General features: G+C 65.5%; 22 protein-coding genes and 1 riboswitch. Of the genes, 13 read left to right on the forward strand and 9 right to left on the reverse strand.

Going from position 1 to position 26,267, the window contains the following annotated elements; translation table 11 throughout:
* The first annotated feature begins 47 nt into the window (after positions 1–47).
* From PDM29_RS08560 to PDM29_RS08585, 6 genes are all read left to right on the forward strand, one after another.
* Positions 48–2,462, forward strand: coding sequence for a ribonucleoside-diphosphate reductase subunit alpha (locus PDM29_RS08560; protein ID WP_311193421.1), 2,415 nt, complete (start codon positions 48–50; stop codon positions 2,460–2,462).
* 147 nt (positions 2,463–2,609) lie between these two features.
* Positions 2,610–3,629, forward strand: a complete 1,020-nt coding sequence (locus PDM29_RS08565; RefSeq protein ID WP_282298594.1) for a ribonucleotide-diphosphate reductase subunit beta — start codon at positions 2,610–2,612, stop codon at positions 3,627–3,629.
* A 13-nt stretch (positions 3,630–3,642) separates the two neighbouring features.
* A complete protein-coding gene (locus PDM29_RS08570; RefSeq protein WP_311193422.1) occupies positions 3,643–4,056 on the forward strand; it encodes an acyl-CoA thioesterase in 414 nt (137 codons plus the stop codon).
* Positions 4,057–4,099: 43 nt separating this feature from the next.
* Positions 4,100–4,903, forward strand: coding sequence for an NAD-dependent protein deacetylase (locus tag PDM29_RS08575; RefSeq protein WP_311193423.1), 804 nt, complete (start codon positions 4,100–4,102; stop codon positions 4,901–4,903).
* Positions 4,904–5,102: 199 nt separating this feature from the next.
* Positions 5,103–6,209, forward strand: a complete 1,107-nt coding sequence (locus PDM29_RS08580; RefSeq protein WP_311193424.1) for an NADH:flavin oxidoreductase/NADH oxidase — start codon at positions 5,103–5,105, stop codon at positions 6,207–6,209.
* A gap of 197 nt (positions 6,210–6,406) precedes the next feature.
* On the forward strand, positions 6,407–6,835 hold the full coding sequence (locus PDM29_RS08585) for a hypothetical protein (protein ID WP_311193425.1): 429 nt from the start codon (positions 6,407–6,409) through the stop codon (positions 6,833–6,835).
* Here PDM29_RS08585 and PDM29_RS08590 read toward each other — a convergent pair.
* Positions 6,814–7,761 (reverse strand): LysR family transcriptional regulator, encoded by a 948-nt coding sequence (locus PDM29_RS08590; protein ID WP_311193426.1) that lies wholly within the window; start codon positions 7,759–7,761, stop codon positions 6,814–6,816. The two genes, PDM29_RS08585 and PDM29_RS08590, sit on opposite strands and share 22 nt — an antisense overlap.
* 139 nt (positions 7,762–7,900) lie before the next feature.
* On the opposite strand from PDM29_RS08590, the gene PDM29_RS08595 reads away from it, so the two are divergent.
* The 3 genes from PDM29_RS08595 (at position 7,901) to PDM29_RS08605 (ending at position 9,889) form a co-directional block, all read left to right on the forward strand.
* Complete coding sequence (locus PDM29_RS08595; RefSeq protein WP_311193427.1) at positions 7,901–8,164, forward strand: DUF2798 domain-containing protein; 264 nt, start codon at positions 7,901–7,903, stop codon at positions 8,162–8,164.
* Positions 8,165–8,365: 201 nt separating this feature from the next.
* The gene (purU, locus tag PDM29_RS08600) at positions 8,366–9,217 is read left to right on the forward strand and encodes a formyltetrahydrofolate deformylase (RefSeq protein WP_311193428.1); all 852 of its coding nucleotides are present in this window, start codon (positions 8,366–8,368) and stop codon (positions 9,215–9,217) included.
* A gap of 33 nt (positions 9,218–9,250) precedes the next feature.
* Entirely contained in the window at positions 9,251–9,889 is a 639-nt protein-coding gene (locus tag PDM29_RS08605) for a LysE family translocator (protein WP_311193429.1), read from the forward strand.
* Between the two features lie 78 nt (positions 9,890–9,967).
* On the opposite strand, the gene pncA is transcribed toward PDM29_RS08605, so the two are convergent.
* The 6 genes from pncA to PDM29_RS08635 form a co-directional block, all read right to left on the reverse strand.
* Positions 9,968–10,594 carry a bifunctional nicotinamidase/pyrazinamidase gene (pncA, locus tag PDM29_RS08610; RefSeq protein WP_311193430.1) on the reverse strand — a complete coding sequence of 209 codons (627 nt, stop codon included), beginning with the start codon at positions 10,592–10,594 and terminating at the stop codon, positions 9,968–9,970.
* A gap of 52 nt (positions 10,595–10,646) precedes the next feature.
* On the reverse strand, positions 10,647–11,309 hold the full coding sequence (locus PDM29_RS08615; RefSeq protein ID WP_311193431.1) for an epoxyqueuosine reductase QueH: 663 nt from the start codon (positions 11,307–11,309) through the stop codon (positions 10,647–10,649).
* A gap of 63 nt (positions 11,310–11,372) precedes the next feature.
* Positions 11,373–13,670, reverse strand: a complete 2,298-nt coding sequence (gene metE / locus PDM29_RS08620; RefSeq protein WP_311193432.1) for a 5-methyltetrahydropteroyltriglutamate--homocysteine S-methyltransferase — start codon at positions 13,668–13,670, stop codon at positions 11,373–11,375.
* A gap of 130 nt (positions 13,671–13,800) precedes the next feature.
* A riboswitch (cobalamin riboswitch) is annotated at positions 13,801–14,032 on the reverse strand.
* 38 nt (positions 14,033–14,070) lie between these two features.
* Positions 14,071–15,474: a nicotinate phosphoribosyltransferase gene (locus PDM29_RS08625; RefSeq protein ID WP_311193433.1), complete on the reverse strand. Its 1,404-nt coding sequence runs from the start codon at positions 15,472–15,474 to the stop codon at positions 14,071–14,073.
* Between the two features lie 67 nt (positions 15,475–15,541).
* A complete protein-coding gene (locus PDM29_RS08630) occupies positions 15,542–16,591 on the reverse strand; it encodes a bifunctional nicotinamide-nucleotide adenylyltransferase/Nudix hydroxylase (RefSeq protein ID WP_425508733.1) in 1,050 nt (349 codons plus the stop codon).
* 79 nt (positions 16,592–16,670) lie between these two features.
* Positions 16,671–18,086, reverse strand: coding sequence for an FAD-binding oxidoreductase (locus PDM29_RS08635; RefSeq protein ID WP_311193434.1), 1,416 nt, complete (start codon positions 18,084–18,086; stop codon positions 16,671–16,673).
* 125 nt (positions 18,087–18,211) lie between these two features.
* Here PDM29_RS08635 and sstT point away from each other — a divergent pair, with 125 nt between their 5' ends.
* Positions 18,212–19,423, forward strand: a complete 1,212-nt coding sequence (gene sstT / locus PDM29_RS08640; RefSeq protein ID WP_311193435.1) for a serine/threonine transporter SstT — start codon at positions 18,212–18,214, stop codon at positions 19,421–19,423.
* Between the two features lie 17 nt (positions 19,424–19,440).
* On the opposite strand, the gene PDM29_RS08645 is transcribed toward sstT, so the two are convergent.
* Positions 19,441–20,487 carry an AAA family ATPase gene (locus tag PDM29_RS08645; RefSeq protein WP_311193436.1) on the reverse strand — a complete coding sequence of 349 codons (1,047 nt, stop codon included), beginning with the start codon at positions 20,485–20,487 and terminating at the stop codon, positions 19,441–19,443.
* 265 nt (positions 20,488–20,752) lie between these two features.
* Here PDM29_RS08645 and PDM29_RS08650 point away from each other — a divergent pair, with 265 nt between their 5' ends.
* Both PDM29_RS08650 and PDM29_RS08655 read left to right on the forward strand, forming a co-directional pair.
* A complete protein-coding gene (locus PDM29_RS08650) occupies positions 20,753–22,609 on the forward strand; it encodes a patatin-like phospholipase family protein (protein ID WP_311193437.1) in 1,857 nt (618 codons plus the stop codon).
* A gap of 168 nt (positions 22,610–22,777) precedes the next feature.
* Positions 22,778–23,278, forward strand: a complete 501-nt coding sequence (locus tag PDM29_RS08655) for a hypothetical protein (RefSeq protein WP_311193438.1) — start codon at positions 22,778–22,780, stop codon at positions 23,276–23,278.
* On the opposite strand, the gene PDM29_RS08660 is transcribed toward PDM29_RS08655, so the two are convergent.
* Entirely contained in the window at positions 23,275–24,645 is a 1,371-nt protein-coding gene (locus PDM29_RS08660; RefSeq protein ID WP_311193439.1) for a helix-turn-helix domain-containing protein, read from the reverse strand. The genes PDM29_RS08655 and PDM29_RS08660 overlap by 4 nt on opposite strands.
* A 113-nt stretch (positions 24,646–24,758) precedes the next feature.
* On the opposite strand from PDM29_RS08660, the gene PDM29_RS08665 reads away from it, so the two are divergent.
* The gene (locus PDM29_RS08665) at positions 24,759–26,264 is read left to right on the forward strand and encodes a CoA-acylating methylmalonate-semialdehyde dehydrogenase (RefSeq protein ID WP_311193440.1); all 1,506 of its coding nucleotides are present in this window, start codon (positions 24,759–24,761) and stop codon (positions 26,262–26,264) included.
* Positions 26,265–26,267: the final 3 nt, after the last annotated feature.

Below are 26,267 nucleotides of genomic sequence, written 5' to 3' on the forward strand. Positions count from 1 at the left end.
GTCGGCAATCGTAGTGCCCGCCCATATCACGCCTAGAGGACACCGCCGTGAGCACCGAATCCAGCGCCACCATCGAGAAGAAGGAAAGCGAGTTCCTGCTGACCTCGCCGCCGACCTCCAACACGATGAGCGTGACCAAGCGCAACGGGTCGACCGAACTGGTGGACCTGAACAAGATCGTGCGCGCGGTGCAGCGTTCGGCCGAAGGCCTGCACGCGGTCGATCCGATGCGCGTGGCCACCCGTACCATTTCCGGCCTGTACAACGGGGCCACCACGCAGGAACTGGACGAGCTGTCGATCCGCACCGCCGCCCTGCTGATCGGTGAAGAACCCGAGTACGGCCGCCTGGCCGCGCGCCTGCTGGCCAACTACATCGCCAAGGAAGTGTCGGGCCAGGAAATCCACGCCTTCTCGCAGTCGGTGGGCCGTGGCCATGAAGTCGGCCTGATCAACGACCGCCTGCTGAACTTCGTGCAGACCAACGCGCGCAAGCTCAACGACGCCATCGACATCTCGCTGGACCTGAACTTCGACTACTTCGGTCTGCGCACCCTGTACGACCGTTACCTGCTGCGCCATCCGCACACCCGCAAGGTGATCGAGACCCCGCAGCAGTTCTTCCTGCGCATCGCCAGCGCGCTGAGCGAGGACGTGCCGGAAACCCTGGCGCTGTACAAGCGCATGGGCAACCTGGACTACCTGCCGTCCAGCCCGACCCTGTTCAACTCGGGCACCACCCACGAGCAGCTGTCCTCGTGCTTCCTGCTGGACTCGCCGCAGGACTCGCTGGAATCCATCTACTCCAAGTACGGCGACATCGCCCAGCTGTCGAAGTTCTCCGGCGGCATCGGCGTCAGCTACACCCGCGTGCGTTCGCGTGGCTCGCTGATCAAGTCGACCAATGGTCACTCCAACGGCATCGTGCCGTGGCTGAAGACCATGGATTCGTCCGTGGCTGCGGTGAACCAGGGCGGCAAGCGCAAGGGCGCGGCCTGCGTGTACCTGGAAACCTGGCACGCCGACATTGAAGATTTCCTGGAGCTGCGCGACAACACCGGCGACGAATCGCGTCGTGCGCACAACCTGAACCTGGCCAACTGGGTGCCGGACCTGTTCATGAAGCGCGTCGAAGCCGACCAGGAATGGTCGCTGTTCGATCCGCGCGTGGTGCCGGAATTCACCGACCTGTTCGGTGAAGCCTTCGAGCAGGCCTACCTGCAGGCCGAAGCCCAGGGCAAGGCCAACCGCACCATCTCCGCGCGCAAGCTGTACTCGCGGATGATGCGCACCCTGGCCGAGACCGGCAACGGCTGGATGACCTTCAAGGACAAGTGCAACCGCGCCAGCAACCAGACCCTGCGTCCGGGCAACGTGATCCACCTGTCCAACCTGTGCACCGAAATCCTGGAGGTCACCTCCAACGATGAAACCGCGGTGTGCAACCTGGGTTCGATCAACCTGGGCAACCACTTCGACGAGCACAACGAGTTCGACTACGAGAAGCTGGCCGAAACCGTGCGCCTGGCCGTGCGTCAGCTCGACCGCGTCATCGACCTGAACTTCTACCCGATCGAAACCGCCCGCCGCGCCAACATGCGCTGGCGCCCGGTCGGCCTGGGCTGCATGGGCCTGCAGGACGTGTTCTTCCGCAAGCGCCTGCCGTTCGACAGCGCCGAAGCGCGCGCGCTGTCGAAGAAGATCGCCGAAACCATCTACTTCCACGCCCTGGAGACCTCGGTCGAACTGGCGCAGGAACGCGGCAAGCACCCGTCGTTCAACGACACCCGCGCTGCCAGCGGCGAACTGCAGTTCGACGCCTGGAACGTGGTGCCGGAAGACGGCGCGCGCTGGGATGCCCTGCGTGCCCGCATCAAGGAACACGGCCTGCGCAACTCGCTGATCATCGCGATCGCCCCGACCGCCACCATCGCCTCCATCGCCGGCTGCTACGAGTGCGTGGAGCCGCAGGTGTCCAACCTGTTCAAGCGTGAAACGCTGTCGGGCGACTTCCTGCAGGTGAACCGCTACTTGGTGAACGAGCTGAAGAAGCTTGGCCACTGGACCCCGGAAATGCGCGACACCATCAAGATGGCGGAAGGTTCGATCCAGGGCATCGCGCAGATTCCGGAAAGCCTGCGCCAGGTCTACCGCACCGCCTGGGAACTGCCGATGCGTTCGCTGATCGACATGGCCGCCGAGCGTGGCGCGTTCATCGACCAGTCCGCCTCGCTCAACCTGTTCATGGAAAGCCCGAGCATCGGTGCGATGTCGTCCATGTACATGTACGCCTGGAAGCAGGGCATCAAGACCACGTACTACCTGCGTTCGCGTCCGGCCACCAAGATTGCCAAGACCACGGTCAGCCACACCGCCACCGCGGCTCCGGAAAAGGTGTTCACCCCGGAAGAGGCCATCGCCTGCTCGCTGGAAAACCCGGAAGCCTGCGAGGCTTGCCAATAAGAAGGCGTACCGGATGCACCGACCAACGGTCGGTGCCTACCCGGTTGATCAGACATCCGGTAGGTGCCGACCGTTGGTCGGCACGGAACCCAACACCCGGTTCGTGCCGACCCCTGGTCGGCACAACCATTTGAAGGACGAAACACCATGGCCGACACCCGCAAGCAGATGCTGCTCGATCCCGGTTTTGAACTGACCCTGCGCCCGATGCGCTACCCGCAGTTCTATGACATGTATCGCAACGCGATCAAGAACACCTGGACCGTGGAAGAAATCAACTTCCAGATCGACATCAGCGACCTGCACACCAAGATGTCGCCGGGTGAGCGCCACCTGATCCATCGTCTGGTCGCGTTCTTCGCCACCGGCGACTCGATCGTTTCCAACAACCTGGTGCTGAACCTGTATCAGCATCTGAATGCGCCGGAAGCGCGCATGTACCTGTCGCGCCAGCTGTACGAAGAAGCGCTGCACGTGCAGTTCTACCTGACCCTGCTCGACAACTACCTGCCGGACCCGGAAGAGCGCGCCAAGGCGTTCTCGGCGGTGGAGAACATCGACTCGATCAAGAAGAAGGCCGACTTCTGTTTCAAGTGGATCGACTCGATCCAGGACCTGCATCGCATCGAAACCCGCGAGCAGCGCCGCCAGTTCCTGCTCAACCAGATCTGCTTCGCCGCGTGCATCGAAGGCCTGTTCTTCTTCGCTGCGTTCGCCTACGTGTACTACTTCCGCTCGCGTGGCCTGCTCAACGGCCTGGCCTCGGGTACCAACTGGGTGTTCCGCGACGAAAGCGCGCACATGGACTTCGCCTTCGAATGCGTGGACGTGATCCGCGAGGAAGAGCCGGACCTGTTCGACGACGAAATGAAGCAGCAGGTCTATGACATGCTGGCCGACGCCATCGAATGCGAAGTGCAGTTTGCCGAAGACGTGCTGTCCGGCGGCGTGGCCGGCATTTCCACCCGCGACATGCGCCAGTACCTGCAGCACTGCGCCGACAACCACTTCCACCGCCTCGGCATGGAAAAGAAGTACAACGTGCGCAACCCGCTCCCGTTCATGGAACTGCAGGACGTGCAGGAGCTGACCAACTTCTTCGAACGCCGCCCGTCGGCCTACCAGGTGGGCGTGCAGGGCGAAGTCGCCTTCGACATGAACTTCTGAGGTCACCGCCGCCATGACCACTGCCGCCGACGTCGTCCCGCCCACCGAAGTGCGCATGGCCGAAATCGTCTTTCCCAACCACACCAACCATATGGGCACCCTGTTCGGTGGCCAGGCGCTGGCGTGGATGGACAAGGCGGCGTTCCTGGCGGCGGCCCGTTATTCGCGCCGCACCGTGGTCACCGCGCGCTCGGACCAGGTCGACTTCAAGCTGCCGATCACCATCGGCCAGATGGTCGAAACCGTGGGTCGCATCGTTGAAGTCGGGCGCAGCTCGATGAAGGTGGAAGTGGAGCTGATCGCCGAAGATCTGCACACGGGCGAGCGCAAGCTATGCACCCGAGGGCACTTTGTGATGATCGCGCTGGACGAGAAGCACCAGCCCACCGCCGTGCCCGCCTTGCCGGCGGACATCGCCGGACCCTGAACCGGCAATTGCGATGGGGGCCTTGTGCCCCCATCTGCTTTTCATGTCTACCCATCTGGCCGACTTCATCCACCGCGCCCGTCGCTTGTTCGTGCTGACCGGCGCGGGCTGCAGCACCGACTCGGGCATTCCCGACTACCGCGACGCCGACGGCCACTGGAAGCGCACCCCGCCGGTGAACTTCCAGGACTTCATGGCCCTGCCGGCCACCCGCCAGCGCTACTGGGCGCGCAGCCTGCTGGGCTGGCCACGCTTCGGCCAGGCGCTGCCCAATGGCACCCACGCCGCCCTGGCCGCGCTGGAAGACCGCGGCCAGATGGAAGTGCTGCTGACCCAGAACGTGGACTGTCTGCACCAGCGCGCCGGCAGCCGCGCGGTCATCGACCTGCACGGCCGCCTCGACCAGGTGCGCTGCATGGGTTGTGAGGCGCGCAGCCCGCGCGAGGAGTTCCAGGACAGCCTGCTCGCGCTCAACCCGGAATGGGCGCATCTGGACGCCGCGCAGGCTCCGGACGGTGACGCCGACCTGGAGGGCGTGGATTTCGCTGCCTTCAGCGTTCCGGCTTGCCCGCATTGCGGCGGCATTCTCAAGCCGGACGTGGTGTTCTTCGGCGAAAACGTCCCGCGCGAGCGTGTGGCTGCGGTGCACGACCACCTGGGCCGGGCCGACGCCGTGCTGGTGGTCGGCTCCTCGCTGATGGTCTATTCCGGCTTCCGCTTCGTCCAGGCCGCCGCCAAGGCCGGCCTGCCGGTGGCGGCGCTCAACCTCGGCCGTACCCGTGCTGATGATCTGCTGACCCTGAAGGTGGAACAGCCCTGCGCCCCGGCGTTGTCGTTCCTGTTGTAAAGCCGGGCTTGCCCGGCTGCGCGGTCGTTGGCACGTCATTCTGCGGGCGCGTGGCGACGCGTTTGGCGGAATGGTACGCAAATGTGGTCGCGGCGCGGCTTGCCCGGCTGGGCCTTTCACCGTTCCACACAAACGGTTGCCTGCAACCCCGCTTCAGAGTGCAATACCCACCGGTTTAACCCCCACGTCCGAGTCCCCCGTGAGCCAGCTTTTCTCCCCCGTCTCCTTTGGGCCGCTGCAGCTGCCCAACCGCATCGTCATCGCCCCGATGTGCCAGTACTCCGCCACTGACGGCCAGGCCAACGACTGGCACCGCCAGCACCTGGGCCAGTTATCCCAGTCCGGTGCCGGCCTGCTGATCCTGGAAGCCACCGCCGTGCTGCCCGAAGGCCGCATCAGCTGGGCCGACCTCGGCCTGTGGGACGACGCCACCGAAGCTGCCCTCGCCGGCGTGATCGCCTCGGTTAAAGCCTGGTCGCCGATGCCGCTGGGCGTGCAGCTGGCCCACGCGGGCCGCAAGGCCTCCTCGGCGCGGCCGTGGGACGGCGGTGGCGGGTTGCCGGCCACCGACCCGAATGGCTGGACAACCGCTGCACCGTCCGCACTGGCCTTCAATGACCATCCGAAACCGGAAGCCCTGGATCTCGCCGGCATCGACGCCATCGTCGACGCCTTCGTTGCCGCCGCCCAGCGCGCCGAACGCATCGGCCTGGATCTGATCGAACTGCATGCCGCGCACGGCTACCTGCTGCACCAGTTCCTGTCGCCGCTCAGCAACCAGCGCGAAGATGAGTACGGCGGCTCGCTGCAGAACCGCATGCGCCTGCTGATCCGCGTGTTCGACGCCGTGCGTGAAGCGGTGTCCGACCGCATCTCGGTCGGCGTGCGTATTTCCGCCAGCGACTGGGTCGCCGGCGGCTGGGATATCGAACAGACCACCACGCTGGCGCAGATTCTGGACCTGCGTGGCTGCAACTTCCTGCACGTCTCCAGTGGTGGCCTCGACCCGCGCCAGAAGATTCCGCTGGAACCGGGCTACCAGGTGCCGTTCGCGCAGGCGATCAAGGCCGCCAAGGTGCGCATGCCGGTCATCGCGGTCGGCCTGATCACCGACCCGTCGCAGGCCGAATCAATCCTGCGCCACGGTCACGCCGATGCAGTCGCGCTGGCGCGCGGCATTCTCTACGACCCGCGCTGGCCGTGGCACGCGGCCGCCGCACTCGGTGACAGCATCACCCCCGCACCGCAGTACCTGCGATGCGAGCCGCGCGAAGCGCGCGGTGTGTTCATTGCGTCAAAGTCGTAACGACGTCTGATCATTGTGTGGCGATTACGCCACGGAGGCACTCACCTCAAACGTGAGTGTTTCCGCGGAATTGCCGCGCTCGGCACCGCCACTTCGATAGATATGGCCTTAACTGGAACAAGCTGCACACTTTTCGATTCGACATCGGTAGCAGCCTCCACCTGCGGCGCATGGCCGCATATGTAAGGAGTAACACCATGAAGTCGAAGGTATTCGCAGCTGTGTTGATGTCGCTGATCGCCAGCCACGCATCGGCAGAGTGTCAGGGCGTCGCACCAACTCAGCAGGGTGCTTCTGGGGCTGAAGAACCGGGAGCACCGATCCAAAGCAAGGCGGATCTCCTGAAGTACCTCGGAGATCTGCCGGATCAATCCCCGCTCAGGGCACTCAGCGAGGATGCCCGCTCAAGCTTCATCGCATCGCTGCGCTTCCACGAGGATGGACTGGCCAGCTTCTCCACGAAGGAAATGGAGCGTGGACTGACCCTTCGTCAGGCGCACGATGTCCTGGCCCTGTTCGGAATGCAGGAAGCAATACTGAAGCTGCCGATCGAGGCGACCAGCAAGCAGGAGGCTGAACTGCTGGAACAGATGAAGCGCCGGTGTCAGGCCCGGCGGTCGGCCTGAGCCGCTGCATCCACCCGCCACGCCTCCGGCAGCCCCTCCACCACGTGCTCCATCAGCGCCCGTACCTTCGGCGTCAGATCACGGCGGTCGGTCACACACAGGTACAGCCGCATCGGTTCCGGTGAGGTATGCGCACCATCATCCGAAGCGAACAGCACCTGCAGGTTGCCGCGCACCAGCCACGGCGCGGCCACGAAGGCGGCCAGTCGGGCGATGCCGCCGCCGGCCGCCGCCATCGCGGCCAGCGCATCGATATCGTCGCTGACCAGGGCCGGATTCAGATCTGCATCAAACGCCTGGCCATCGCGCACAAACCCCCAACGCAGGTGGCGGCCATCCACCGGGTAGCGGAACACCAGGCAACGGTGATCACCCAGGTCTTCCGGGGCTTCCGGCACGCCGGCCTGGGCCAGGTACACCGGCGAAGCACACACCACGAATGGCACCTGCGCCAGGGGGCGCGCGACCAGACCTTCTTCCAGCTGCGGGTCGATGCGGATGCTGACGTCCACTTCCTCATGCGCGTGATCCACGCTGCGGTCTGACAGCAGCAGTTCGATGTCCAACCCTGGGAAGCGCGCCTGCAGTGACGGCAGCAGCGGGGCCAGCACATGGCGACCGAAGGCGGCCGTGCTGGCAATGCGCAGTCGGCCTTCCGGCTCCGCTTCCGGGTCAGTCACCGCGTCCTGCGCGCGTTGCAGGTCGTCTTCGACGTGACGCACCTTGGCCAAGTACAGCGAACCCCGCTCGGTCAGCACCAGCCGGCGCGTGGTGCGGTTGAACAGGCGCACGCCCAGGTGGGTTTCCAGCCGGGCGATGTTCTGGCCAACAGCGGCGGAGCTGATGCCCAGCGTGCGCGCGGCCGCGGCCAGGCTGCCGGCGTCGGCGGTACGGATGAAGCTGCGGATGCAGTGAAGAATGTTCATGGTGACGCTATTGTCGCTGCTTGAAGCAAAGTTTTGCTTTGGTCTGTGCAAAGGTGAGGCGATCTACCGTGTATGCGGTGGGCCGAATATCGTGCCGGTCCCGCAACCGCTGGGTTGCCCGTGTACTGGACTGAGCAGGATGAACTCCACTTCTGTTGTTGCCCGCCGCTGGAAGCTGGCAGCGCGTACCACGCCGTTCGTGTTCGCGTTCTTCATGGCCGCGATCATGGCGATGCTGATGTGCCTGGTGATCACGGCCGCCAATGCGGGTATCAACGCCGACTACCCTATGCGGGTGCTGTCGGCCTATCAGCTGGCGATGCCGACTGCGTTCTGTTGTGTTCTGGTGGTGCGCCCACTGGTGATGCGGCTGGTGGCGCTGACAGTGCATCCGCACGGCTGATGTAGAGCCGGGCTTGCCCGGCTGTTGTTCGCGCGCAAAGTGCAGCCGGGCAAGCCCGGCTCTACGAAAGCCAGCGCGCATCCAGGCATTGTCGGTCCCACGGTCAGCGCACATCCACACGCCAGCAGCACCAACCACCCCGAAAAGTTGCATCTGACAACATCCCCGCCAGCCCCAGGCCGCGCCGGTTAAACTCAAACCATGCGCCCCGATTCCATCCTCACCCTGTCATGCCCGGACCGTACCGGGATCGTCTACCGCGTCTCCGGCCTGCTGTTCGAGCAGGGCTGCAACATCCTCGATGCCCAGCAGTTCGGCGACGATGAAAGCGGACGTTTCTTCCTGCGCGTGCACTTCGACCGCGATGCGGCCCAGCCGATCGAGACCATCCAGGCCCGCATGGATGGGCTGGCCGCGGACTTCCAGATGGACTGGCAGTTGCACGACGCGCGTCGCAAGGCGCGCCTGCTGGTGCTGGTGAGCAAACAGGGCCACTGCCTGAACGACCTGCTGTTCCGGGCGCACAGCCGCCAGCTGCAGGTGGATATCGCCGCCGTCGCTTCAAACCATGAGGACTTCGGTCCGCTGGCGACCTCCTACGGCATCCCGTTCCACCATCTGCCGGTGAATGCGGACAACCGCGCCGTGCAGGAACAGCAGATCATCGATCTGGTCGAGCGCGAGAACATCGACCTGGTGGTGCTGGCCCGCTACATGCAGATCCTCTCACCGCGTCTGTGCGAAGCGCTGGCCGGCCGCGCGATCAACATCCACCACAGCTTTCTGCCCAGCTTCAAGGGTGCACAGCCGTACCATCAGGCCCACGCACGCGGGGTCAAGATCATCGGCGCGACCGCGCACTATGTCACTTCCGACCTCGATGAAGGCCCGATCATCGAACAGGACGTCGCCCGGGTCGATCACGCCATGACGCCGCGCGATCTGGTGCGCCTCGGCAGCGACACCGAATCGCAGGTGCTGGCACGCGCTGTGCGCCGTCACGTGGAGCATCGCATCATCCTCAACGGCCACCGCACCGTCGTGTTCCGGTAAGGTCCGGCTCAACCCCTCCATTGCGGATCTGACGTGCTTCATCAGTACTGGGCCGAATTCCTCACCCTCGCCGTGGTTCACCTTCTGGCCGTCATCGCCCCCGGCCCTGACTTCGCGGTCGCCGTCCGGCAGACGGTGCGCTTCGGCCGCCGAACCGGCATCTACACCGCGCTGGGCATCGGCGCGGGCATGTCGGTACATGTCATCTACACCCTGATCGGCGTCGCCGCACTGTTGAACGCCACGCCGTGGTTGATGAAAGGGGCCCGTTGGATCGGTGCCGCCTACATCTTCTATCTGGGCATCCGGTTCCTGCTGAGCAAACCGGGCAGCGACAGTAGTGCCGTCGAGGCGGGTGCTCCGGTGGTCGCAGTGCAGACACCGGGACGGTCGTTCGCGATCGGGTTCATGACCAATGCGACCAACCCCAAGGCCACGCTGTTCTTCCTGGCCGCGTTCACCACGCTGGTGAGCGCGCAGACGCCATTGGCGGTACAGGCGCTTTATGGGCTGTGGATGTGTGTGGTCAATGCGGCGTGGTTCGTGCTGGTCAGCGTGGCGCTGTCAGCGGCGGCGGTGCGGCAGCGGTTCCTGCGCGTGAGCCATTGGTTCGAGCGGCTGATGGGGGTGTTGCTGATCGGGTTTGCGATACGTCTGGTTGTGGTTGCCTGACGTCGTTCCTCGCCTGCGGGTCACGACCAACGGTCGTGACCTACCGGTAGGTATCGACCGTTGGTCGATACGCAACCATCAACGCGCCACAATCCCTGCCGCCAACAACGCATCGCGCGTAGCCGCATCATTCTCCGCACTCACCGCCCGGGTCAGCTCCCACAGATACCCCACCCGGAACGCTGCCGCCACCGCATCCTGCGCCGTCCACAGCACGCAGTAATCCCGCGCCAGCCCGCACACATGCACCTCGGCAATGCCACGCTCGCGCAGCCAGCCGGCCAGGCCCGTTGCCGGGCGGGTACCTTCAGGCCCGAAGTTCTCCTGGAACGCGCTATAGGAATCCACCTGCCGGCGCGTGCCTTTGCGCAGAATCAGATCGGCCGCGTCCCAATTCACGTCTGTATGCAGCGCGGCCCCGGGCGTGCCTTGCACGCAGTGGTCTGGCCACAGTGTCTGCGGGTGCCCGTGCAGGGTGATCTGCTCGAACGGCGCATGCCCCGGATGCTGGCTGGCGAATGAGGCATGGTCAGCCGGATGCCAGTCCTGTGTGGCCACCACCGTGTGATAGCGCCGCTGCGCCAGCAATTCGGCAATACCGGGCACGATGGCGTCGCCGTCAGCGCAGGCCAGCGCACCGCCGGGCATGAAGTCCGGCTGCAGATCGACCACGATCAGGGCGACATCGACGGGGAAGCGGTTCATGGGGGATGGTCACGGGCGCGGGGGACCACAGTCTATCGCACGCCCCGACACGTCATTCGTTCGTGGTGCCATCCCCGTAATACAACACCCCGATCTCGATCTTCCCGCGCCCGGACGCCTGCCGATGCAGGTTGGTATCCCGCAGCGAGTACACACACCCGCAGTACTCCTGCTGGTAGAACTGCTCGCGCTTGCTGATCTCCACCATGCGCGCTGCGCCACCACCCTTGCGCCAGTTGTAGTCCCAGTACTGGATACCGGGGTAGTGCGCGGCGGCACGATGCCCGCAGTCGTTGATCTGGTTCATGTCCTTCCAGCGCGAGATGCCCAGCGAACTGCTGATCACCGGGAACCCATGCTCATGCGCATACAGGGCAGTGCGCACGAAGCGCATGTCAAAGCACATCGTGCAGCGGATGCCGCGCTCGGGCTCATGCTCCATGCCGCGCGCCCGCGCAAACCACTCTCGCGTGTCGTAGTCGGCATCCACGAACGGCACATTGTGCTTCTCGGCAAAGCGGATGTTCTCTTCCTTGCGCAGCTGGTACTCGCGCGATGGATGGATATTGGGGTTGTAGAAGAAGATGGTGTAGTCGATCCCGGAGGCGGTGATCGCCTCCATCACTTCGCCCGAGCACGGCGCGCAGCACGAATGCAGCAGCAGCTTGGTGTGGCCATCGGGCAGGGAAAGGGTAGGGCGTACAAAGTCGTTCATGGCAGTTCCAGTGTGCCCAGCGCCGGCAACGGCGGCGCTGGGCACGGTCTACAGAAGGGAGGGTCAGGCCGCGTTGGCGTCGGCGTATTCGTCACGAAGTTGCTGGGCAGCCGCCACCAGCGCCTCCAGCGCGGCGCGGGTTTCCGGCCAGGCACGGGTCTTCAGCCCGCAGTCCGGATTCACCCAGATCTGCTCCGGCCGCAGCACTTCGGCGGCCTTGCGCAGCAGTGCCACCATCTCCTCCTTGTCCGGCACGCGGGGCGAGTGGATGTCATACACGCCCGGCCCGATCTCGTTCGGATACTGGAAGCGCACGAAGGCATCCAGCAGCTCCATGCGCGAGCGCGAGGTCTCAATGGAAATCACATCCGCATCCATCGCCGCCACCGAGTGGATGATGTCGTTGAACTCGGAGTAGCACATGTGGGTGTGGATCTGGGTGGCATCACGCACGCCGCTGGCGGTGATCCGGAACGCTTCCACCGCCCAGTCCAGATAGTCACGCCACTGCGCGCGGCGCAACGGCAGGCCCTCGCGGATGGCGGGCTCGTCAATCTGGATGACCCCGATGCCCGCCGCTTCCAGGTCCAGCACCTCATCGCGCAGCGCCAGCGCGATCTGCCGGCAGGTATCTGCCCGGGCCTGGTCGTCACGCACGAAGCTCCACTGCAGCACCGTCACCGGTCCGGTCAGCATGCCCTTCATCGGCCGCTCGGTCAGCGACTGCGCGTACTGTGACCAGCGCACCGTCATCGGCTGTGGGCGGCTGACGTCGCCGAAGATCACCGGTGGCTTCACGCAGCGCGAGCCATAGCTCTGCACCCAGCCGTTTTTGGTGAAGGCAAAGCCCTCCAGCTGCTCGCCGAAGTACTCCACCATGTCATTGCGCTCGAACTCGCCGTGCACCAGCACATCCAGTCCGATCTGCTCCTGCGCGCGCACGCAGAATTCAGTCTGGGTGGCCAGAAACGCATCGTAGTCGGCGTCGGATAGCTTGCCGGACTTGTTGCGGGCGCGTGCTTCGCGCACCTCCAGCGTCTGCGGGAACGAGCCGATCGTGGTGGTGGGGAACAGTGGCAGGTTCAGCGCGGCGGCCTGGGCCAGGTGGCGCTGTGGGTAGGCGCTGTGCCGCTGCGAATCGGCGGCGGTGATCGCGCCCAGGCGCTCGGCAACCACTGGGTTGTGCACCCGCGGCGAGCGGCGGCGCGCTTCCAGCCGTTCGCGGGCCGCCGCCAGCGGCCTCTCGGCCACGGCCGGGTTGTCGATGGCATTGGCCAGCAGGCGCAGTTCCTCCAGCTTCTGCTTCGAGAACGCCAGCCAACCCCGCAGCTCGCTATCCAGCTTGGTCTCGTGGGCCAGATCCACCGGGCTGTGCAGCAGCGAACACGAAGGGGCCAGCCACAGATGGTCGCCACCGACGTGACCATGCGCATAGCGCGCCAGCAGCAAGGCGTTGTCCAGATGGGTGCGCCAGATGTTGCGGCCGTTGACCACACCGGCAGACAGCACACGTCCTGCCGGCAGTGCCTTGATCACCGCATCCAGCTGTTCCGGTGCACGCACCAGGTCCACATGCAGGCCCTCCACCGGTAACCCAGTGGCCAGCGCCAGGTTGTCTTCCAGCGCACCGAAGTAGGTGGCCACCAGTACCTTGGGGCGGGTGGCTGCAGCCAGTACTTCATAGGCATGAACGAAGGCCGCGCGCGTGGCATCGTCCAGGTCCCGCACCAGCACCGGCTCGTCCAGCTGCACCCACGCAGCACCCGCCGCCTGCAGTTGGCCCAGCAGTTCCACATACACCGGCAGCAGCGCGTCCAGCAGGTCCAGCGCCGGGCTGCCGTCGGTGGTCTTGGACAGCAGCAGGAAGGTCACCGGGCCGATCAGCACCGGGCGCGTTTCAATGCCCAGACCCTGCGCCTGCCGGTACTCGGCCAGCGGCTTGTTGCCGCGCAGGGCAAAGCCCTGGCCGGCCTGCAATTCCGGCACCAGGTAGTGGTAGTTGGTGTCGAACCATTTGGTCATTTCCAGCGCGTGCAGGTCATGCCCGTCGCGCTGCAGGCCGCGGGCCATGGCAAAGTAGCCGGCCAGCGGATCCGCGTCGGCCAGGGCGCGGTAGCGGGCCGGAATCGCGTCGAACAGGAAGGCGGCATCCAGCACCTGGTCATACAGGCTGAAGTCGTTGCTGGTCGGCACATCCACGCCGGCGTCGTGCTGCAGCCGCCAGTGCGTGGCGCGCAGCGTCGCGGCGGTGTCCAGCAGCGACTGCGCGCTGCTCTGGCCCGACCAGAATGCTTCCAGCGCACGCTTCAGCTCGCGCTTGGCCCCGATGCGGGGGAAACCCAGATTGGTAACCGTGGTCATGAAAAGTGTCCTCATTGCTTGGCGGCATTGAGGAACGAAGGAACCGTGCAGCGTCCACGTCCTTGCGGCCATGTGCGCTTCACCAGCGACCTTCGCCCCCGCGGGCGAACCGGATCGAAGCAGAAAGCGGTCGTGCTCTCTGGCCGGGGCCGGTATTCGGGCTGATGGACACGGGCGCGCAGGCCCACCTAGTGCCCGCCGCTTCCCAGGCGCGAAGCCCAGTGCTGTGTGGCGGGGGTCGTTTCCATTCACCGCTGCGGGGCAGCTCCGGAATGAGCGCAGAGCGCTTTCACCGGATTCCCGTTTAATTTCATCCCTTCATCTGCATGAAGAGATAAACACCTTCGGCCCGCACAAGGTAGACCTCGGACGGGCGAAGGTCAAGAACAGCTTGGCGGCATCAAACGCGGGTGCGTTCCGCGCGGGTGCGGATCATGGCAAACGCCTCGTCGACCCGCAGCTCCCCATTCTCCCAGACCGTGACCATCGCGTCTTCAGTACCGGTAGGAAGCGTACCGTCATTGACCGGCACCGTATTCAGCCGGCCATCCTCCACGTTGCGCACCAGCTGCAGCCGTCCCCGTTTGCTCTGCTTGCCACTGTCGGTCACCGGATCCTTGTACACGTCGATCCATTCGCCGTTGACCCGCGCCGCCGAGCACTTCAGCGCGAACTTCTGGGTGTCGCGGTCCAGCCGCTGCAGCAGGGCACCGCCCATGCCGAAGGCCACGTTGTTGGCCGCGTAGCCGGCGTCGGTGATGCGCTGCAGGATCGCGCGGATCGTATCCGGGTTGATGCCATCACCCTGGATCACCCGCACATGGTTGAGCACGCGGTAGCCCTTGCCGTTCACCGTGTGGCCGAAAGCTTCGTCGAGCAGTACCAGGCTGTCGGCCACCACCTCCACCGGGTCGCCCGAGTCGGGGCGGATCACCAGCGTGGCCCCCGAGGCGATCACCTCTTCGCGCAACGTGGTGCCCCAGTGCTCGCGGATGGCGTGGTAGATGTCATAGCTGTCCGACACCACCGCGACAATCGCGCCGGGTTTGCCGAACTGCTTCAGCATGTTGCGATACGCATCCACTTCGCGTTCGCGGCCCCAACTGGTGATGGTGCTGTGCTCGGCGGCCGGAATCGAATAGCCCGCCATCGGCTCGTGGTAGTGCGCGCGGGCCAGGCACAGCGCCGATACCGTGTCAGTCCCGAGGAAGTTGACCAGATGCGCGGCTCCGCCCAGTGCCGCCGATTGCAGGCTCGACACGCCGCGCGCGCCAAAGTCGTGCAGCTTGAACGGCAGCTGCCCTTCCGGGTCGTCACTCGTGAGTTCCAGGAAACGACGGATGGTCTGCTTGGCATGCCAGCTGATGGTGGCCACGGTCACCGGGTACCACACCCGTAGCAGCAGCGTTTCAAGGTACGACGGCACCCAGTACGCCTGCGGGTCGGTCGATTCGATGGTCATCAGCGCCTGGTGGGTGGGCACCACGCTGCCTTCGGGCACGGCACGGATGCGCACCGGCAGGTGCCCGCCCAGCCGGTCAACGATGTCGCGCCAGCCGGCTTCATTGAACGGTTCACCGTGCGCGGCGAACAGGTCGCGCGCCTCGTCGATGTCGGCGTGGGTGACCGGACGCGCCAGCGCGTCTTTCAGAATCGACTGCAGGCCGAAGAACACGGTGCGGTCGTGCAGGCCGCCGCGCGATTCCACATAGAAGAACGTGGCGTCGGTGCCCGGCGGGTACTGCAGCCAGTGGCTGGCCTTGTAGCTGTCGGTATTGAGGAGAAGATTATCGAGGTAATGCATGACGGGAAGCTCCTTCGCGTCGAGTGGCACCGGCGGTCTATCCGCCGGTGATGGAACCAGGTCGGGCTCAGCCGCGACCCAGGAAGTACTCCAGAATGTGCAGGTGGTCTTCGTACAGCCGGGCCCCCATGTCCAGCGCCTCGCTGACCGGGAACCAGCGCGCCTTGTCGGCATCGTCGCCACCGCGCACCGGCGGCAGCTCACCGGCCGGGAACTCGAAGTGGAAGGCGTGGGTGATGGTGCGGCCACGCTGGCTGCGTTCGGGGTGGTCGAACACCTGCTGGCCCTTCAGCGAACCCTTCAGCACGGGCAGCGGCAGCTTCAGCCGGGTTTCCTCGCGCAGCTCGCGCAGGCAGCTGTCGAGCAGGGTCTGGTCCTGGCCGACGAAGCCGCCCGGCAGCGCCCACAGGCCCTTGCCCGGTTCCGAGCGGCGGCGCACCAGCAGCACATGACCCGAGTGCACCACCACCGCATCGGTGGTGACGAAGGTGGGTGCATACGGCGCGTCTTTCCAGGCGGCCTTGTACTGTTCGATGAAGCGGTACTCGGCGACCAGCTGGTCGTAAGCCGGTGAGCTTTTGCGGAATGCCTCCAGCATGTCGTACACCGGGGCCGGCACATTGCCACGCAGCATCAACAGGGCACCGTGGAAGTCCACATCGCCGGCTTCAAACAGGTAGCGGCGCAGCTCGGTGGCTGACAGCGTGGCGGTGTGCTGCACATCCACCAGCGGCCATTGCGGAAACTCGCGCAGGTAGTAGCTCGATGCGTCCTTGTCCATGCCCACCAGGCCAACCTTGGCATCGGCGGCGGCACCGTCTGCACGCAGGGCTTCAGCCACGTTGCGCTGCACGCCGGCAATCCACTGTGCTTCGTTGTACAGGTGGTCGCGCAGCGGCTGGATGATCAGACGATCAGTGCTGCCATCAAGAGCGGCCTGGATCATCACGGCGCGTTCGGCCACCGTCCAGGGATTGCGCAGGCTGCGTGGGATATCGGCAGAGCCGACCAGGAAGATCAGCTTGCGGGCCCGGCTCAGGGCCAGGCGGGCAACGGCAGCGTGGCCGTTATGAAAGGGCTCGAAACGCCCGATGAAGACGAGATAGTCGAATTCCATGAGAATCCCTCATGTCGTTGTGAGTGCCGCGGGTCTGTCCCTTGGCTTGAAGGCAATGCTACGCCTCCTGTTCAGCACGTCAAGCGCCGGCCAACGGTCCGAGGTAGCGCTGCCACAGGTGGTTCACCAGCTGCAGGCGCGGGTCGTACCTGCGCTTGCGCGCCACCAGTTCGGGCCACTGCGGGTAGGCGCGTTGGAACTGGTCCAGCGTCGCATGCGGCCGGTAGGGCAGGTAGTGGCACCCGCCGCACAGCAAGGCCGCGTCGATCAGTGCACGTGTCCACTCGGCGGCGCGGTCATCCGACCACGGCAGTCTTCGTTGCTTGTGGTACAGCACAAAGCAGAACACGTCCTCGCGCGCCCACGACATCACCGCCAACGGATCTGCTGGTGCGTGACGAATCGAAACGTTCAACGCGTTGACCTGATGCGCCTTCAATATGTTCGCCAGCATTCGCGCGAAGGTGCGGAAGTGGGCAATCGGAATGAAGTACTCCTGCAACAGGTAGGTGGACATGCTGCGCGTGCGCGGCTCCAGCGCGGCCACGTCCAGGCTGGCCTCAAGATTGCGAAGAACCACCCGGGGCTCGCGCAGGGTCTTCTCCACCACCAGTTGCTCGCGCAGCTGCGCACCGCCCGGCAGTTCGGACACCGCCCAGATCAGGTTCTGCTCGGTGCCGTAGTGCGCCCCGACCGGCACCAGCCGCGCCGTATCGGTCAACGCAGCGTCCGTGCGATACCAGGTCACCGCCAGCGGTGAATTGAAATCCGGCGGCATCAGGTCGGCGTTGTGCATGATTGCGCGTGGATCGGCCAGCACGTGTTCGCCGAACCAGTCAACGTAAGCATCCAGCGACATGCGCTGGGTATGCCGGGCCATGGACACATTGTCGACGACGTCCAGCTCCACCTCGGTGATGACCCCCAGCAGACCGTAGCCGCCCAGCGCGGCGCGGAACAGGTCGCTGTTGTGAGTGCGCGAGGCCTCCAGCACTTCTCCCGAACGCAGCACGATCTGCAGGGCGCGCACGCTGCCGGCGATGCTGCCGCTGCCGACGTAACGTCCATGGCAGTTGACCGATACCGAGCCGCCCACGCTGAAGTTGCTGAAGCTCTGCATCACCTTCACTGCCAGCCCGTGGCGGTCCAGCTGCTCCTGCAGTGCACGCCAGCGCATGCCGGCCTGCACCCGCACCACCTTGCCGGGCACGTCCAGGAACACCAGTTGATTGCAGGTGCTCATGTCCAACTGCAAAGCCTGCTGAGCACTGGTCTGCCCGCCCATGCTGAAGCGCGCGCCGGCCACGCAGACGGTGCCGGTGTGCCGCTCCAGCGCGGCGGACACCTCAGCGGTATGGCGGATCGGCACCACCGCGGCCACCTCGGTGGGCTCCAGCTGGCTGATGTCATTCACGGTCGGCGCAGCCTGACGCGTGCAGGCGCCCAGCAAGGCCACGCTGCTGCAGCTGGCAATGAAGCGACGTCGAGAGGTCATCAGCCTTCCTGGCAATGCGAGGTCAGACCGATTGTGCCTGTTCAGCGGGCCAAGCGCGACGCGCGGCCTGCACGCGGCGGCAATTGCAGGCACCATACGGTTCCTGCTTCGTACGTGATCCCTGCATGACTGTCGTACCTGCCTTCCTTCGCCGTACTTCCCTTGTCACCCGCATCGTCATCGGCCTGCTGCTGGGCATCGTGATTGGCGTGGCACATCCGCCCACCGCGCTGGCGCTCGGTCTGCTGGGGGAAGTCTTCATCAGCGCCCTGAAGGCGGTCGCGCCGGTGCTCGTGCTGGTTCTGGTGGTGGCCTCCATTGCCGGTCATCGCGGTGGCGGCACCCACATGCGGCCGGTGCTGATGCTGTATCTGCTGGCCACCGTGGCCGCCTCGCTGGTCGGCGTCGCCGCCAGCTTCCTGTTCCCGACCACGCTGGTACTCAAGGCGGCCGGAACTGCCGCGCAGGCCGCGCCCAGCGGCATCGGCTCGGTGCTGCACACGCTGCTGCTGCAGATCGTGGACAACCCGGTCAACGCGCTGGTCAAGGCCAACTACATCGGCGTATTGGCCTGGGGCGTGGGCCTGGGGCTGGCATTGCGCCACGCCGGCGAGGCCACCCGCGCCATGCTGGCCGATGTCTCTGCTGCCTTTACCCGCGTCGTGCAGTGGGTGATCGTTCTGGCCCCGATCGGCGTGTTCGGCATCGTTGCCTCGACCATTGCAGGGTCCGGCCTCGGCGCGCTGGCCGACTACGCGCGCCTGCTGGCGGTGCTGCTGGGGGCCATGCTGGCGGTGGCGCTGCTGGCCAACCCGCTGATCGTGTTCCTCGTGACCCGTCGCAATCCCTATCCGCTGGTGCTGACCTGCCTGCGCGAAAGCGGCATTACTGCATTCTTCACCCGCTCCTCGGCCGCAAACATCCCGGTCAATCTCGCCCTGTGCAAGCGTCTGGGTCTGCATGAGGGTACCTATTCGGTGGCCATTCCGCTGGGGGCCACGATCAACATGGCCGGCGCGGCAATCACCATCTCGGTGCTCACCCTGGCGGCGGTGCATACGCTGGGTATCCAGGTCGACCTGCCCACCGCGTTGCTGCTGAGCGTGGTGGCGGCCATCGGAGCCTGCGGGGCCTCCGGCGTGCCGGGCGGCTCGCTGCTGCTGGTGCCGCTGGCCTGTGGCCTGTTCGGTATCGAGGACAGCGTGGCCATGCAGGTGGTGGCGGTCGGCTTCGTGGTCGGCGTGGTCCAGGATTCGGCGGAAACCGCGCTGAACTCGTCGTCCGACGTCGTGTTTACCGCTGCGGCCTGCGCCCGCGCGGAGCGCCTGGCGCGCTGACGCGGCCATACGCGTGTTCAGCCCAGCGCATCGAGCACCTGTTCGATGCGCTGCTGCAGCGAGCCGGTCAGCAGGGTGAACGGCCGCTGCTGCGTGGAGAGCCATCGCACATAGGCGTCGTGCTGGGCGTGCCGGAATGCGTCGTCGCGACGCGTTCCATCCTGCACAAACGGAAAGTCCGGTGCGCACATGAACAGGTGCGCATAGGGACGCTCTGCCAGCGCATGTAGCTCAGCCTCGGCCCTGTCGAACATGTCCTGGCAGTAGAGCAGGGTGGTGAGTGGCGTGGTGTCGCACACCAGCCATCGATCCGCCGTTGCCGCCAGCGCGTTCTCGCGTTGCACCTGAACCTGTGCGATGTGCAGCAGGTCGTCGTAGTCCAGCGCACCGGCTTTCGCTTCCCAGTGCTCGCGGCCAAACTCCGCCGCCCAGTGCGTCTTCAGGCGGTGCGCCAGCGCAGTTGCCAGCGTGGTCTTGCCGCTGGATTCCCCGCCGAGCAGGCCGATGCGGCCAACAAAGTCCGCATACACGCGGGGATCGAGATAGTGGCGCAGGCCATGGGGATCAGCGCGTAGCGCAGTACCCGATACCGGAACATGGCGTCGATCGAGATCCAGGCAGACATGGGCGACCGGCCAGACCTCTCCCGTTGAGCCACTGAAATGGTGCTGCAACGCAGCCGCGAAGTCATCGCCATAGTGCTCGCTGGTGAATACCGCATCGACGCGGCAGTCCCACAGCGACGCGCAGACCCACGCCACGAACGTGCGCTGTGATGCGTCATCGTCCCGGTTGTCGGGCAGTTGGCGTGGCGCAATCCCTCGCTGCGCACACAGGTGTGCCAGCCGTGCCTCATCCAGCACCAGCCGCTCCACCTGCGGATACAGCGCCTGCAGCCAGGCCTCGCGACGCGCGGCGTCGCAGCCGGGTAGCTCCGGCTGGCTCCAGCTCAGCAGCAGCACCCGGTCGCAGCGCGACAGCGCATGGTCGATCAGGGCCTGGTGGCCTCGGTGCAGCGGGCTGAACTTGCCAACCACCAGCCCGGTGTTGAAGCGATCCTGCATGTACGGCGTTCTTCCGTGAAGCGGGGCGGCCAGTCTACGGGGTCGCCCAGGGACATGGAGGAATCAACTGAACAGCGCGATCCGTGCCCGGAGTCTCAGGCCGTGAGAGACGCTTTCGTCATACTGGGCATATAGCGTCAAACCCAGCCGCTTGCAGCGCGGCACTGACAGGCAAGTCACACCCATCCAGGGACGGCCACAGGCGCATCCAGGCGTCGCAGGCAGCGGGGGTAGTGTGGTGGCAGACAAGTATTGCGATCTGGTCATGAAAGGCGGCATCACCAGCGGCATCGTGTATCCCAACGCGGTGCTGTCGCTGGCCCGCGAGTACCGGTTCAAGAACATCGGCGGCACCTCAGCCGGGGCAATTGCCGCAGCGGTGGCCGCGGCCGCCGCGATGGGCGACCGGCGTTGCCGGGCCGGTGAAGCCTTGGGGCCCAACGCTGGTTTTGCCGGCCTGGCCGACGTCAGCACCCAGCTGTCGCGGCGAGGCTTCATCTACAGCCTGTTCCAGCCCGTGTATGGCGCACGTACCGCTTATCGCCTGCTGGTGATGTTGACCGGCAAGGCCGGCGTGCCGCGCAAGGTGCTGTGCCTGCTGGCGGCGGTGTTCGCGATTGCGCCGCTGGAGCTGCTGGCCGCGCTGGTGGGGCTGCTTGGCATTGGCTGGCTGGCCGGTGGCATGGCCGGCGTGTGGGCGACGCTGCTGCCATCGCTGTTGTGTGCGTACGGTGCGGGCGTGCTGGCCTCGGCGCTACGTGTGGCGCGGGTGGCTCGCCGCAATCTGCTGGGGCTTTGTTCCGGTGCCACGCAAGCCGATGCCAGTGCACCGGCACTGACCGACTGGCTGCACACCCAGCTGCAGGCGTTGTCGGGCAAACCGCTCGAGCAGCCGCTTACCTTTGCCGACCTGCACAACGCGCCGCGCTACGTGGGTGAGCCGGTCGGCGCACATGCGGTCAGTCTGCAGATGATCACCACCTGCGTGTCGCACACCGAACCGCGCACGCTGCCGTTCACCGCCTCGCAGTTCTGGTTCCGGCGCGAGGAGTTTGAACGGCTGTTCCCGGCCAGTGTGGTGCATTGGTTGGTGGAGCGAGCAGGCACGCCGCAGTCCGTCGACGGTGTCGACTACTACCGGCTGCCGGAAGGCGAACACCTGCCGGTCCTGGTCGCCACGCGCATGAGCCTGAGCTTCCCGCTGCTGATCAGTGCGGTGCCGCTGCATGAGCCTGCGCGCCGCGAGCGCCGCTGCGATCCGGTGGAAGACCCGGCCCCACCGCGTGACAACACCAATGTCGCCGACAGCATGGAGGGACTCACCAGCGGCGGTCACAGCTGTGGTCCGGTGATTACCGCATTCCGGGTGTGCTGGTTCTCCGATGGTGGCATCAGCAGCAACTTCCCCATCCACCTGTTCGACGCCGCGCTGCCGCGCTGGCCGACCTTCGGCATCAACCTTGTCTACCCGCGTCATGCCGAGCCGGAGCGTCTGTCGCCGGATTCACCGGATGCGATCAACGCCGCAGTGTTCCTGCCCACCGAGAACCGCCATGGCTGGCAGCGCAGCTACCACGCCATCGCGCGGCCGCTGGCGGCGGCGGAGATGAGCGGCTTCCTGTTCTCCATCGTTTCCACCATGCAGAACTGGCGCGACGTGCTGCAGGCGCGTGCGCCCGGTTACCGCGACCGCATCGTGCACGTGTCGTTGCAGGGCGACGAAGGCGGCATGAATCTGGACATGCCGCAGGCCGTGCTCAGCCGCATCGCGGCCAAGGGCAGTGTGGCGGGTGAACGTTTCTGCGATTTCTCGTTCGCCAATCACTACTGGATCCGCTGGCGCAACCTGGCCTCGGCCTATCAGCGCTATACGTTGGAGATCGCACGCACCGATGATCCACTGCAGCGCGTGGCGGCGTGGGCACCGGCGTATGAGACGGTGGCCATCGGTGAGCCGTTGGAGCCGTCTTACCGGCTCAGCTCGGAAGAGAAGCGGCGTGAGTCGCAGCAGCTGTGGCGGATGATGGTGGAGCAGGGTGAGGCGTGGGAAGACCTGGGCCCCGATCTGACCGATGGCGCGCCGCGGCCATTACCGCAGATGAAGGTCACGCCAAGCTATTGACCGGTAGGTGCCCACCGTTGGTGGGCACGAACAGTGGCGATGCAAGACGCGCGCCGCGTTGCGGCGTCGCACGACCAACGGTCGTGCGCTACCGCCATCTCTCCACCGTTCCGGCGGCTGCCGGTCGCAGATCAGGGCATACTCCTGCTGTCCAGCTACGGAACCGAGATGAACAACGGTCACCTCCTGCTCATGCTGATTCTTCCCTGCATTGCGACCGTGTTCCGGGTCGTGATCTTTGTCAGGAAGGGCGGGAAGGTACGTACTTCCCTATGGAACTGCGTTCTGGACCAGTTGAAGGCCGTAAGCTTGTACGGCCTGCTCGGCTCGCCTCTGGGTGTTCTGCCCTTGGTGGTCATTGGCGTGATCCTTAAGGGCGAGCTGCTCCATCTCTGGATCGTGATTCCTGCCATGCTGTTTTCCTTCCTGTTTGGAGCGCTCCCGGCAATGGCAACCGGGGCGGTCATCGGCGCTCTCAAACCCTGGCTTTGGGGATGGGGGGCGCTCGTGGCAGGCTGTGTTTTCGGCATGCTGCTCACGGCTCAGTGGGTCGTCGCCATCTCCCTTGCCGATGAGTTGAAAGATGTAATGATCTTTGCGCTCGCCGGGGGATTCGCCGGTCTGGTGTGCTCGGGAATCCTGTTCCGCAGGTCAGGAACAGCGGTCTAGCCGCGCCCCGGCAACTGCGCGAACGCGCGCTGCATGCAGTCCTCGCGCGGGCACACCCGGCACCCGGGTCCGATCGACACCGAGTTGCCCGGGCTCTGGATATCCAGCCCGCGTGTATAGATCAGCCGTTCGGCATGCTGCAGGTCACAGCCCAGCGCCACTGCAAAGGTCTTGCGCGGCTGCCCATGCCCGATCGGGCCGCTGCTGACCTGACGCGCCAGCCAGAAATGGCGACGGCCATCGGGCATGCGTGCCGTCTGGGTCAGCACCCGCCCGGGCTGGTTGAAGGCTTCGTACACGATCCACAGCGGACACGAGCCGCCCACCTGCGAGAAGTGGAAGTCGGTCGCCGAATGCCGCTTGGATACGTTGCCGGCGCGATCCACGCGAATGAAAAAGAACGGCAACCCTGGCGCACTGCGCCGTGCCAGCGTGCTCAGCCGATGGCACACCGCCTCGAAGCCCACGCCGAACCGGTGTGCCAGCAGGTCGATGTCATACGCACTCTGTTCTGCCGCGCGCAGGAACTGTGCATACGGCATCACCAGCGCGCCGGCGAAGTAATTGCTCATGCCGATCCGCGCCTGCGCAATCTGCTCCGGCTCGCGGAAGCCCGCACGTGCGATCACCGCGTCGATCTGCGCGGCATAGCCCAGCAGCCCTAGTTCGGCCGCCATCTGGAACGCCTGCTGGCCCGGCTCCAGGTAATCCGGCAGCCACAGCGTGCGGCTGCCGCCGTCATACACCCGCTTCTCGCGCCCGGCCTGCAGCGGAGCCACTTCCACCAGCACGCCATGACGGTCGGCCAGCAGCTGGCGCAGGCGCGGCGCGACGTGCCCGGCCACCAGCCCCCATTCGGCGAACAGCTGCTCGGCCAGGTCGTCCAGCTCGGGAATGTGGTTGTGCATGCGGTTGAAGAAATCACGCACCTGGTCACCGGCCGGCAGCGCCTGCCCGGCCTGCGGGTCGCCCAGCTGGAACTCCAGTGCCGCCGCGTGCTCGCGAAGCAGCAGGTGGCGGCGGTGCAGGTCGAGCAGGGCATGGCTGATCTGCGGCAGGTTGCCGGCCATCGCGCGCAGTTCGGTGCTGCTGACGTTGTCCAGGCCGAGGTCGCGCAGGGTCTGCCCCAGTGCCTCCTGCAGCGCCGCCGGCTCGTCGTCCTCGAACAACGCGCCGAGGTCGCCCAGTACCTCACCCAGCTTCTGCTGCACCGCCGGGGTCAGCGGGCGCTTGTTGCGCTCGATCTGGTTCAGGTAGCTGGCCGACAGCCCCAGCGCCCGGGCCAGGTCGGCCTGGCTGAAGCCGCGCTGCTCGCGCAGCTTGAGCAGGCGCAGGCCGATCTGGCGGAGGGGAGGCTGGCTATTCACAAAATTCACAAGAATCGTAGCGGGCGTTGGCCAGATTAAGCGCAGACAGCCCGGAAATCGAGTGTTGGCCTGTGAATAATGCCAATCACCTTTTCGCACCCGCCGGGATTGTCATGACTGTTGCAGCGCCCCGTATCCGCATGTTGATCGACGGCCAGTTCGTCGAGTCGGCCAGCTCCAACTGGCAGAACGTGGTCAATCCGGCCACCCAGGACGTCCTGGCGCAGGTGCCGTTCGCCACCGTGAGCGAAGTGGACGCGGCCGTCGCTGCCGCCAAGGAAGCCTTCAAGACCTGGCGCAAGACCCCGATCGGCACCCGCGCCCGCATCTTCCTGAAGTACCAGCAGCTGATCCGCGAGCACATGAGCGAGCTGGCCCACATCCTCAGCGCCGAACAGGGCAAGACCCTGCCCGACGCGGAAGGTGATGTGTTCCGCGGCCTGGAAGTGGTCGAGCACGCCGCCGCCATCGGCAACCTGCAGCTGGGCGAGCTGGCCAACAATGTCGCCAACGGCGTGGACACCTACACCCTGCTGCAGCCGCTGGGCGTGTGCGCCGGCATCACCCCGTTCAACTTCCCGGCGATGATTCCGCTGTGGATGTTCCCGATGGCCATCGCCACCGGCAACACCTTCATCCTGAAGCCGTCCGAACAGGACCCGATGGTCACCATGCGCCTGGTCGAACTGGCGCTGGAAGCCGGCATTCCCAAGGGCGTGCTCAACGTCGTGCACGGTGGCGAAGAAGTGGTCAACGCGATCTGCGACCACCCGGACATCAAGGCCGTCTCGTTCGTCGGTTCCACCCGTGTCGGCACCCACGTGTACAACCGCGCCTCGCTGGCCGGCAAGCGCGTGCAGTGCATGATGGGCGCGAAGAACCACGCCGTGGTGCTGCCGGACGCGAACAAGGAACAGAGCCTCAATGCCATGGTCGGTGCCGCCTTCGGTGCCGCCGGCCAGCGCTGCATGGCCGCCTCCACCCTGGTGCTGGTCGGTGAGGCCCGCGAGTGGGTGCCGGATCTGGTCGCCAAGGCCAAGACCCTGAAGGTCAGCGGCGGCACCGTCGCCGGCACCGATGTGGGTCCGGTGATTTCCTGCGCCGCCCGCGAGCGCGTGGAAGGGTTGATCGCCTCCGGCGTGGAGCAGGGCGCGAAGCTGGTGCTGGACGGCCGCAACCCGCAGGTCGATGGCTTCGAGAAGGGCAACTTCGTCGGCCCCACCATCTTCTCTGGCGTGAAGCCGGGCATGCGCATCTATGACGAGGAAATCTTCGGGCCGGTGCTGGTCATCCTCGAAGTGGACACGCTGGAAGATGCCATCGAGCTGATCAACGCCAATCCGAACGGCAACGGCACCGCCGTGTTCACCCAGTCTGGTGCGGCCGCGCGCAAGTTCCAGGAAGACATCGACGTCGGCCAGGTTGGTATCAACGTGCCGATCCCGGTGCCGGTGCCGCTGTTCTCGTTCACCGGTTCGCGTGCGTCCAAGCTGGGCGACCTGGGTCCGTATGGCAAGCAGGTGGTGATGTTCTACACCCAGACCAAGACGATCACCTCGCGCTGGTTCGACGACGAGACGCTGGGTCATGGCGTCAACACCACGATCAGCCTGAAGTAAGCA

It is taken from the genome of Stenotrophomonas oahuensis (genome assembly GCF_031834595.1).
GTDB lineage: Bacteria > Pseudomonadota > Gammaproteobacteria > Xanthomonadales > Xanthomonadaceae > Stenotrophomonas > Stenotrophomonas oahuensis.